The 10,430-nt window shown below is 69.5% G+C and carries 10 protein-coding genes; 5 read left to right on the top strand and 5 right to left on the bottom strand.

All coding sequences use genetic code 11. The annotated features are described in order from the left end of the window. From BUB20358_RS27120 to BUB20358_RS27100, 5 genes are all read left to right on the top strand, one after another. The coding region (locus BUB20358_RS27120) for a cobalamin biosynthesis protein (RefSeq protein WP_174905157.1) at nucleotides 1-144 on the top strand (144 nt) is incomplete at its 5' end. Between the two features lie 43 nt (nucleotides 145-187). Continuing rightward, nucleotides 188-790 (top strand): cob(I)yrinic acid a,c-diamide adenosyltransferase, encoded by a 603-nt coding sequence (cobO, locus tag BUB20358_RS27115; RefSeq protein ID WP_006764333.1) that lies wholly within the window; start codon nucleotides 188-190, stop codon nucleotides 788-790. A 3-nt stretch (nucleotides 791-793) separates the two neighbouring features. Next, nucleotides 794-2,104, top strand: coding sequence for a cobyrinic acid a,c-diamide synthase CobB (locus BUB20358_RS27110; RefSeq protein WP_035972394.1), 1,311 nt, complete (start codon nucleotides 794-796; stop codon nucleotides 2,102-2,104). 186 nt (nucleotides 2,105-2,290) lie between these two features. Continuing rightward, on the top strand, nucleotides 2,291-3,361 hold the full coding sequence (locus BUB20358_RS27105; protein ID WP_035972395.1) for a type IV toxin-antitoxin system AbiEi family antitoxin: 1,071 nt from the start codon (nucleotides 2,291-2,293) through the stop codon (nucleotides 3,359-3,361). Continuing rightward, entirely contained in the window at nucleotides 3,330-4,235 is a 906-nt protein-coding gene (locus tag BUB20358_RS27100; protein WP_035972396.1) for a nucleotidyl transferase AbiEii/AbiGii toxin family protein, read from the top strand. The genes BUB20358_RS27105 and BUB20358_RS27100 overlap by 32 nt, the downstream gene beginning before the upstream one ends. A gap of 80 nt (nucleotides 4,236-4,315) precedes the next feature. On the opposite strand, the gene BUB20358_RS27095 is transcribed toward BUB20358_RS27100, so the two are convergent. The 5 genes from BUB20358_RS27095 to BUB20358_RS27075 form a co-directional block, all read right to left on the bottom strand. Then, a complete protein-coding gene (locus BUB20358_RS27095) occupies nucleotides 4,316-5,332 on the bottom strand; it encodes a GNAT family N-acetyltransferase (protein WP_035972397.1) in 1,017 nt (338 codons plus the stop codon). Further along, nucleotides 5,332-6,171 carry a formyltransferase family protein gene (locus BUB20358_RS27090; RefSeq protein WP_035972398.1) on the bottom strand — a complete coding sequence of 280 codons (840 nt, stop codon included), beginning with the start codon at nucleotides 6,169-6,171 and terminating at the stop codon, nucleotides 5,332-5,334. The genes BUB20358_RS27095 and BUB20358_RS27090 overlap by 1 nt, the downstream gene beginning before the upstream one ends. Before the next feature lie 58 nt (nucleotides 6,172-6,229). Then, nucleotides 6,230-8,494, bottom strand: a complete 2,265-nt coding sequence (locus tag BUB20358_RS27085; protein ID WP_035972400.1) for a TonB-dependent siderophore receptor — start codon at nucleotides 8,492-8,494, stop codon at nucleotides 6,230-6,232. A gap of 44 nt (nucleotides 8,495-8,538) precedes the next feature. After that, nucleotides 8,539-9,915 (bottom strand): lysine N(6)-hydroxylase/L-ornithine N(5)-oxygenase family protein, encoded by a 1,377-nt coding sequence (locus BUB20358_RS27080; protein WP_035972401.1) that lies wholly within the window; start codon nucleotides 9,913-9,915, stop codon nucleotides 8,539-8,541. Between the two features lie 34 nt (nucleotides 9,916-9,949). After that, a partial coding sequence (locus tag BUB20358_RS27075; RefSeq protein WP_174905156.1) for a GNAT family N-acetyltransferase occupies nucleotides 9,950-10,430 on the bottom strand: 481 nt, incomplete at its 5' end.

Genomic DNA, 10,430 nt, shown 5'->3' with positions numbered 1-10,430 from the left:
GGGCCGTCGGCGGCCGCGCTCGCGCGCTTCGGCGTCGCCGGCGTGGCCGAGCCCTGCGCGCAGCTCGCGGCGCCGCAAGGCCGCCTGCTCGGCCCGCGATCCGTGCACGACGGCGTGACGGTCGCGCTCGCGGGCCCGCTTTGAACCGTTTGTTTCGCTTCCGACATTTTCGACAGGACGACTCCCGATGAAGACCGATGCCGAATCCCATCAGCGGATGGCCGAACGCCGCCGCGCCGGCCACGAGAAAAAACAGGCTGCCGCCGTCAACGAAAAGGGACTGCTGATCGTCCATACCGGCAACGGCAAGGGCAAGAGCACGGCCGCGTTCGGGATGGCCGTGCGCGTGCTCGGCCATGGCATGCGGCTCGGCGTCGTGCAGTTCATCAAGGGCGCGCTGCATACGTCCGAGCGCGACTTCCTCGGCTCGGTCGCGCAATGCGATTTCGTGACGATGGGCGACGGCTATACGTGGAACACGCAGAACCGCGACGCCGACATCGCGACTGCGCGCAAAGGCTGGGACGCGGCACGCCGGATGATCGACAGCGGCGAATACCGGATGGTGATCCTCGACGAGCTGAACACGGTGCTGAAGTACGAATACCTGCCGCTCGACGAAGTGCTCGCGACGCTCGTCGCGCGGCCGGCTTCGGTGCACGTCGTCGTCACCGGGCGGCACGCGCCCGACGCACTGATCGACGCGGCCGATCTCGTCACCGAGATGCGCCTCGTCAAGCATCCGTACAAGGAACAGGGCGTGAAGGCGCAGCCCGGCGTGGAGTTCTAGGCGATGCCGGCCTGCCCCGCGCTGTTCGTCGGCGCGCCCGCGTCCGGCCAGGGCAAGACGTCGGTGACGGCCGGGCTCGCGCGGCTGCACCGCCGGCTCGGCCGTCGCGTGCGCGTGTTCAAGACCGGGCCGGATTTTCTCGATCCGATGCTGCTCGAACGCGCGAGCGGCGCGCCGGTGCATGCGCTCGATCTCGGGATGGTCGGCGAAGCCGGCTGCCGCGCGCTGCTCGCGGACGCGGCGCGCGACGCGGATCTGATCCTGATCGAAGGCGTGATGGGGCTGTTCGACGGCACGCCGAGCAGCGCCGATCTCGCGGCCGCGTTCGGCGTGCCGGTCGTGGCGGTGATTTCCGCGAAAGCGATGGCGCAGACCTTCGCGGCGATCGCGTTCGGGCTCGCGCGCTTCCGGCCCGGGCTGCCGTTTCACGGCGTGCTCGCGAATCGCGTCGGCTCGCCGCGGCATGCGCAGCTGCTGCAGCAGGCGCTGCCCGACGATCTGCGCTGGCTCGGGCACGTGCCGGCCGATGCGGGCATCGCGCTGCCCGAACGGCATCTGGGCCTGCATCAGCCCGGCGACATCGCCGATCTCGACGCGCGGCTCGACCGTGCGGCCGACGCGCTCGCGTGCACCGCGCTCGCCGAATTGCCGCCCGCCGTCGCGTTCGCGGAACCGGAGCCGCGCGCGCCGCTGCCGCGCGCGCTCGACGGTACACGGATCGCGGTCGCGCGCGACGCCGCGTTCTCGTTCATCTATCCGGCCAATCTCGCACTGCTCGACGCACTCGGCGCGCAGGTGCGCGTCTTTTCGCCGCTCGCCGACGAGCCGGTGCCCGACGATTGCGATGCGCTGTTCCTGCCGGGCGGTTATCCGGAACTGCATGCGGCGACGCTCGCCGCGAACGCGACGGCTGCGCGGACGATTCGGGCGCATGCGGCCGCCGGCCGGCCGATCGTCGCCGAATGCGGCGGGATGGTGTATCTGTGCGAGTCGCTGACCGACGCCGACGGCGCGACGACGCCGATGCTCGCGCTGCTGCCGGGCCGCGCGACGATGCTGCGGCGGTTCGCGGCGCTCGGGATGCAGCACCTCGACACGCGCGCCGGGCCGCTGCGCGGCCATACGTTCCACTATTCGCGGCTCGCGACGCCGCTCGAGCCGGTCGCCTGCGCGATGCGCGCGGACGGCGCGCCGGGCAGCGGCGAAGCGGTCTATCGCCACGGCGCGATCGTCGCGACGTACATGCACATGTACTGGCCGTCGAATCCGGATGCGGTTGTCGCGCTGTTCAGCGGGACGCTGTTCGGCGGCTGATCGTTACGGCGCTGCGCCGGAACGTGGCCGTTCGGCGTGCGAGCGCAGCGGCGCGACGCATTGCGGCCGTCGCCAAATCTGCGCCAATCGCCAACACATCAATAATTTACGAAGATTTGTTCATTTTTTGACGGCTGTACATTTTTTGTGTACGCTGCACGAAAAGTGAACACAGGACCGCCGGAGATGCCCGCAAACGCCCTCCTTTCGACGTCCGAGCAGCAAGTACTCGACGCGGCCTGCGTCGCTTTCGAACGCGCGACGCGGCGCTTTCGAGCGCGGCCCGGACGCGTGCCCGCTGCGGCGCGCGGCCATGCAAACGCGCTGATCCGCTTCGACGTCGGCGCGCACACGTTCGAGATGCCGGCCGTCGTCAGCCTTCGCGCGGAATCTCCGGCTGACGCGTTCGCCGCACTGCATCGCCACGGCGGCGCCGCGCCGCGCGGCGCGCAACCACCGATGCTAATCGCGCCGTATCTGTCCGCTGAACTGATTGCTGCGCTGATCGATCAGGACATCCCGTTTCTCGACACGGCCGGCAACGCGTTCCTGAACCGGCCGGAAGCCGCCGTGATGATCGCCGGCCGGCCGAAACCGGCGCGCGCGCCACGCGTGCAGGCGTCGCGGGCGACGACGCCGAAGGGCCTGCGCGTGATGTTCGCGCTCGCGACGCTGCCAGGCCTCGCCGCACAGCCGTATCGTGCGATCGCGGCCGCGTCGGGCGTCGCGCTCGGCACCGTCAATCTCGCGATGGAAGACCTGCTCGCGCGCGGCCTCGTCGCGCAGCGCCGCAACGGCGAGCGCATGCTGCCCGATTGGCCGCGCTTCGTGCAGGAATGGGTCGCGCTGTACCCGAGCCGCCTGCGGGCGAAACTGCCGGCGCGGCGCTTCTCGGCCGTCGCACCCGACTGGTGGCGCGGCTTCGATTTCGCCGCGTTCGATGCGCGGCTCGGCGGCGAGCCGGCGGCCGACTGGCTCACGCACGACCTGAAGCCGGCCGCCGTCACGGTCTATACGCACGGCGCCGTCGCGAACCGGCTGCTGCTCAGCGCGCGCCTGCGGCCGGACCCGCGCGGCGACGTCGAGATCCTCAATGCGTTCTGGCCGGCGGCCGCGGCAGCCGGCTGGCGCGACGCACATGCACCGGTCGTACCGCCGCTGCTCATCTACGCCGACCTCGTGTCGTCCGGCGACAGCCGCAACCTTGCCGCCGCGGAGCGGATCCATGAACGCTATCTCGCGCACCCGCCCGCTTGAAGTCGATCCGCACCGGCCGCTCGAGCCGGCGGCGCTCGCGTTGCTGCAGGCGGTCGGCACTGCGTGTGCGCGCGTCGATGCGGCTTTCGTCGTCGCCGGCGCGACCGCGCGCGACATTTTGATGTGGCATGTGTACGGCATTCGTCCGGTGCGCGCGACGCGCGACGTCGACGTCGCGGTGTGCGCAGTGAGCTGGCCGTTTCACGCAGGGCTCGTCGACGCGCTGGTCGCGACCGGACGCTTTGCGCGCGCGCCGAAGCAGCAGCAGAAGCTGCTGTTCGACAGCGGCGGCGCCGGCTGGCGCACCGAGCTCGACCTCGTGCCGTTCGGGCCGCTCGAGGCGCCGCCCGGCGAAATTGCGTGGCCGCCGCGCGGCGAATTCGTGCTGAACGTGCTCGGCTTCCAGGAAGCCGTCGATACGGCGCTGCCCGTCGCAATCGGCGGCGGCACCGTGGTACCAGTCGCGAGTCTGCCGGCGCTCGCGTTGCTAAAGCTGCTCGCATGGAAGGACCGCCGCGCGCGGCAAAACAACGATGCGTACGATCTACTGTTCCTGCTCACGCATTTCCACGACGCCGGCAACCGCGAGCGCGTCTGGGACGCCGCGCCCGATTTGCTCCAGACGCACGAATTCCAGCCGGAACTGGCGGCGGCCGCGCTGCTCGCGCGCGATGCTAAACGGATCGCGTCGCCGCCGACGTACGATGCCGTTCGCGCACTGCTGTCCGACCACGCGACTTACGCGACGCTCGGCCGGGATCTGCTCGCGCGCGCGTTCGCGCTGGTGCCGGGAGAATTGGTCGACGATGCGCACCCGTACCTCGACGCGTTCCGCGACGAATTCCTCACCGGTCCAGTTTCTCCGGCGATCTGACGCGCGGCCTCGACGCAGCGCCGCTCGGCCCACCCGCGCGTCGCCCTTCACGCACGCCGCCGCACGGCGCCGCTTCCCCGTCACGGCAGCCGGAACGTATCGAAGAACGTATCGCGCTCGATCACCGTCAGCGCCGCGCGCTTGTGCGGGAAATCGAACTCCTTCAGCGTGTAGAACCCGAGCCGGTGCATGTACGCGATATGCCGCACGTGATCGACGCGCGGCTCGCCGACGAGCCGCTGCGTGCGCGGTTCGTCGACGAACATGTAGTGCAGCACGCCGCTCCACCATGCGTGCAGCTTGCCGGCGCTCTGGAACCGCGAATCGCCGATCAGCAGGTGCAGCCCGCGATCGTAGTCGTGCGCGTCGTAGAACGGCGCGAGGCGATCCTCCTTCGCCCAGTAGAACTCGAAATAGCCGAACGGCGTGTCGTCGAAATAGCCGATCATCGGATGCATGTGCGGATCCGCGAGCCGTTCGGCGAGATAGGCCGCATGCTCGTCGCGCGTGCCGCGCTGATCCCAGAAATGCGCGACGCGATCGAGATTCATCCAGCCGCTGAAGAGATCCGCGTGCACGTCGACGTCGACGGTGCGCAGGCTGAACGTCATGCCGACCTGCGGCATGTAGCGCGCATAGATCTCGCCGGCCGGCGTCGGCGGGCGCACCGGATGCCGATGGCCGTTCGTGATCGTGTAGCGCAGCGGCATCCCGCCCGATGCCGGCGCCTTCAGCCACGGCCGCGGGTTCTGCCAGAACGTCGTGCGCGACGCGCTCAGCCGCAGCCGCCCGTCCACCGCCTCGGCGCCGTCGATCACACCTTCGCGCACCGCACGCGCGACGTACGATTCGACCGCCGCGGCATCGGCGCCGCCGAGCGGCACCGACACCGTCGCCGTGTCGTGCCGCGTATCGGTATTGAACAGCGCGACGAACGCGTCGAGCAGCGCGTGCGGCGGATCGTCCGGCCGCCACGCATCGAGCATGCGTTCGGCGGCGGGCGCCGGATGCGCGGGGGCGGCGGCCTGCGCCGCGACGGACGCGTCGCGTGCGACGGCCGGCGCATCGTCGCCGGGTTTCGTCAGCGTGTGTTCCATTACAGTGCTCCCGCGTCGTGGCGATCGGCGAGGATGTGGAGCCCTCGCTCGAGCGCCGGAAACAGGCTGCGCTGGAAGTTGTTCCAGCGCAGTTCGAGGATCGTGTCGTCCGGCGCGATCGGCGTGTCGAGCACGTCGAAGATCACCTCGCCGGAATCGATGCCGTTGTCGACGTAGTGGAACGACGCGCCGGTCATCGTCACCGGTTCGACGCGCGACGTCGCGCCGGTCGCCCAGTCGACCCGCTCGCCGCGCGCGCCGTGCAGCGCATCGAGCGTCGCCCATGCGCCGCGCCGCTGATACGGCGAACCGTCGGCCGTGATTCCCGGATGGATGTTCGCGATGCGCCGGTGAAAGCGCGCGCCCGGCCGCACGAGTTCGTCGAGGATCACGAGCAGCCCGTCGAGCACGACGATGTCCGCTTCGAGTTCGAGCAGGCGTTCGAGCAGCCTGCGCTCGAACGCCTGCTTGCCGGTCGCGCGCTCGCGCGCATCGCGCGGCAGCCGCCGGTACGTCGACGGAATCGAACAGAACAGCTCGTCGACCGGCCGGCCCTGCACGGTCAGCCCGTCGGGCAGGATCCACGGGCGGCCGGGCGTGCGCGCGAACCCGTAGTCGGCGAGCTTCGCGCGATCGGCGGGCGAGCCTTCGTCGTCGTCGACGATCACGCCCACGAGCGTGTAGCGCTCGCCGAGCGGCGAATCGTTCAGCCGCTCGACGAGAAACTCGAGCGGCGCCTTCATGTAGCGCGAGCCGTTCTTGTACGCGACCGGCTGGCCCGCGCGATCGGCCGCGCCGTTGCGCAGCGACTGGATGTAGACGAGATTTTTCTTCGGCATGGATGCGTCGTGTAGAGCGGACGAACGCGCCGCGGCCGACGGGCCGCGGCGCGCATCGTCACCAGTTGTATTTCGCGGTCGCGATCACCGTGCGGTCGGTCCCGAAGATGCAGACGTTCGCCGACTGGCAACCGCTGATGTAGTGGCGGTTGAACAGGTTCGTCGCATTCACCGCAAAGCGCCAGTTGCGCATGTCGTAATGCACGCCGGCGTCGAACAGCGTGTAGCTCGACACCGTCAGCGAGTTGTCGGCCGCGCCGGCCGACGCGCTCTGGTAGCGCACGCCGCCGCCGAGGCCGAAGCCCGCGAGCGGCCCCGTGTGCCATGTCCAGTCGGCCCACAGCGACGCCATCTGGCGCGGCCGCGGAATGTCGACCGGCCAGTTGTTCAGCGACACGTCGTTCGCCTTCACGTTCTTCACGTCCTGATACACGTACGCCGCGATCACCGACAGGTTCGGCGTGACCTTGCCGGTCGCGCTCAGCTCGATGCCGCGCGAGCGCACTTCGCCGGTCTGCACGGACTTCGTGCCGGTCGGATCCTGGCTCGGCAACGCCGACGTGAGCACGTTGGTCTGGTTGATCTGGTAGATCGCCGCGTTCAGCATCAGGTTCTTGCCGGGCGGCTGCCAGCGCAGGCCGGCTTCGATCTGCTTGCCGCGCGTCGGCAGCGGCAGCCCGCCGCCGACGAGATTCACGCCGATCAGCGGATTGAACGACGTCGCGTAGCTGACGTAAGGCGACAGCCCGTAATCGCCCTGGTACGTGAGACCGACGCGGCCGGTGAACGCCGTGACGTCCGCCTTCGTCGACGTGCCGGCCGCGCGATCGTCCTGCCGCATGTTGACCCAGTCCTCGCGACCGCCGAGCGTCAGCGTCCAGCGGTTCCACTTGATCTGGTCCTGCGCGTACAGGCCGAACGTATTCAGCGTCGTATACGTGTTCGTGCGGAACGTCGAATCCGGATCCGAGAACACGCTCGTCGTGACCGGCAGATAGACCGGGTTGTACAGGTTCAGCGGCGGCGCCGCGGCGAGCCATTCGCTGTCGGTCGCGGTCTGCCGGTTGTACTGGAAGCCGAGCAGCAGCGTGTGCTCGAGCGGGCCCGTCGCGAAGCGGCCCTCGAGGTTGTTGTCGATGTCGAAGCGGCTGTAGTTCATCTGGAACACGCCGGCCCAGCGCGACACGTCGGCCATGTCTTCGCCGACGAAGCCGTTCGCGAACACCGATCCGTTGTCGAGCGACAGATGCATCCACCGCGTGTTCTGCCGGAACGTCCACATCGAGTTCAGGTTGTGCTCGAACTGATAGCCGAGCGACCACTGCTTCTTGCGGTAGTAGTTGAAGTTGCCGTCGCCCTCGTAGATGTCCTTCGTGATCTGCCCGTTCGGATTCGGCAGTACCGTGCCTGCCGCGGGCAGGAAGTTCGACGAGATGTCGCCCCAGTCCTGCAGATAGGTTGCGGACAGCGTCAGCGACGTGTCCGCGTTCGGGCGCCAGCGGAACGATGGCGCGAGCGACACGCGCTGATCGTTGTTCGGGCCGATCAGCGCGTTGCCGTCGCGCGCGACGCCGACGAACCGGTACGCGTACTTGCCGTCCGGATCGAGCTTGTCGCCGACGTCGATCATCACCTGCTTGCGCGCGTAGTCGCCGATCTGCACGCCCGCTTCGCGCACGCGCTCGCCGTCGGCGAGCTTCGTGCGCACGTCGACGATCGCGCCCGGATCGCCCGCGCCGTACAGCACCGACGTCGGCCCGCGCAGCACGCTGATGCTGTCGATCATGTACGGATCGACGCGCCAGCTCGCGAGGTTGATCGTGTTCGGCACCTGCAGCCCGTTGACGTATGCAGTGGGCGTGAAGCCGCGCAGCGCCGCGTACCAGTCGGAACGGTTATCCGTGCCGTACGACGAAAAACCCGGCACGTAGCGCAGCGCCGAGTTCACGTCGGTCGCGCCGGTCATTTCGATCTGCTGCGCGGTGACGACGTTGATCGTCTGCGGGATCTCGTCGATCGGCGTATTGGTCTTCGTGCCGGTCCGGCTGCGCTTCGCGACGAGTCCGACCGTCCCGTCCCCTTCCGAGGCCGCGTTCACGGTGATCGCCGGCAGCGTGCCGTTCGGCGAGCCATTCGGCGTGCCGTTCGGCGTGCCGTTCGGCGCCACACTCGACGCGCCGTTCTGCGCACTGCCGGCCGACACCGCTGCGCCCGCGTTGGCGGCCGGCGCGGTCTGCGCGATGGCCTGCCCGGCCGCCGCCCCGAACGCCACGCTCGCCGCGGCTGCGATCGCACGCAAACGCGTGCCTGTTGCCCACTCCATGTTGCTCTGCTCCACTTGTCATGCGGTCTCCGACCGCGCCTTTGTCAAAGGGCGAAGGCCATCCGGCCCGCGCCCGCCCCGTTTTCCTGTCGTTTTTCGTGCAGGCCGCGCGCCGTGCCGTCGTCGTGCGCCGGCGCGATGCCTTCTTCGAGCGACGCGCAGATTTCGTCCGCGCGGCGCGCCAGTACCGACAGCAGCGTGTCGGACAGGCCGTGGCTGTCTTCGCAGCAGCCTTGCAGATAGATGCGCGGCGCGAAATGCGCGGGCGTCGCGAGCCGGTAGTCGCGCGCGACGTCGCCGCGCGCGAGCGCATCGCCCAGATGCGGTTCGAGTCCCGCGAGCAGCGTCGAATGCGTGTCGCGTCGATAGCCGGTCGCGAGCACGAGCGCGTCGAAGCGCTCGACGCGCGTATCGCCGGTCATCCCGTCGCGCAGCGTGAGCTCGATGCGGCCGTCGGCGCTGCGCACCGCGGCCTCGATCGCGCTGTTCGCGAGCAGCGCATGGCGCGGCGTGCCGCCGACGCGCTGCAGGTACAGCATTTCGTAGATCTGCTCGATCAGCGGCCGGTCGACCACCGCGTAGTTCGTGTCGCGATAGCGCTCGAGCAACGCGCGGCGCGCGTCCTGCGGCTGCGCATACACGACGTCGGTGAACGCCGGGCTGAAGATCTCGTTGACGAACGGGCTGTCGTCGGCCGGTTTCAGCGCGCCGGCGCGCATCACGAGGCTCGCGTCGACGTGCGGGAAGCGGCGCGCGAGATCGACGAACACTTCGGCCGCGCTCTGCCCCGCGCCGATCACCGCGACGCGGCGGCGCTCGCCGTCGGGCGACGCGACGAGCCGGCCGATGTCGGCCAGATACGACGACGAATGAATCACGCGCTCGCTGCCGAGCGCCGCGAACGTTTCCGGAATCGCCGGCGCGCCGCCAATGCCGACCGACAGCGCGCGCGTCACGCGCTCGCGCTCGCGGCCGGCCGCATCGTGCGACCGCACGCGCAGCGTGTCGATCCGCGCGCCGTCGCCGTGCACCGGCTCGATCGCGGTGACCGTCTCGCCGTAATGCACGCGGTCGTCGAATGCGTCGGCGACCCAGCTCAGATAGTCGTGGAATTCGACGCGGGTCGGATAGAAGTTCTTCAGGTTCACGAATTCGTTCAGCCGGCCGCGCTCGAACAGGTAGTTGATGAACGTGTAGCGGCTTTTCGGATCGCGCAGCGTGACGAGATCCTTCAGAAACGAGATCTGCATCCGGCAGTCGTCGAGCAGCATCCCGCGATGCCAGCCGAACTCGGGCTGACGCTCGACGAAGCAATGCGCGAGCGGCCGCGCGCCGCTGCGTTCGGCGAGGCGCACGGCCAGCGCCAGATTCGACGGCCCGAAGCCGACGCCGATCAGGTCGAATACGGTTTCTCTCTGCATGTCTCTCAGCTCCCTTGTCGGTGAATCCGGCGCGTCAGATGTGACGGCCGGAAAAGAACGCCTCGCGCTGCGTGCGCATCCACAGCGGCTGCGCGTCGGCGAGCGCGAGACGGCGCTGCCGCGCGAAGCCGTGCCGCGCGAGGATGTCGGCGACCCGCGCGTGGCCGGCCGGAACGGCACAGCCGACCGCTTCGGTACGCGGGTCGTCGAGAAACAGGTAATGGACGACGGACGGCAGCCAGCCCGCGATGCAGTGCGGGCCGCGCCAGCGCGCGTCGCCGACCAGCATCCGCAGCGCGCGGTCGTAGTCGCGCGCGGCGACGTGCGGCGCGAGCGCGTCCTCCTTCAGCCAGATCGCCTCGAAATACGCGAACGGCTCGCCGTCGAAGCAGCCGACGAGCGGCGTCACGTGCGGATCGGCGTCCGGCGCCGTACCGTGCGCGCCGGGCTGTGCGGCCGGCCAGCCGTCGCGCACGCGCGGCTCGTCGAACCAGCGCGCGACGCGCGCGGCGTCT

This window comes from Burkholderia dolosa, from assembly GCF_902499135.1.
Lineage (GTDB): Bacteria > Pseudomonadota > Gammaproteobacteria > Burkholderiales > Burkholderiaceae > Burkholderia > Burkholderia dolosa.
The sequence above is the reverse complement of the archived record's forward strand: the minus strand, read 5'-3'. Positions and strand labels throughout refer to the sequence as shown.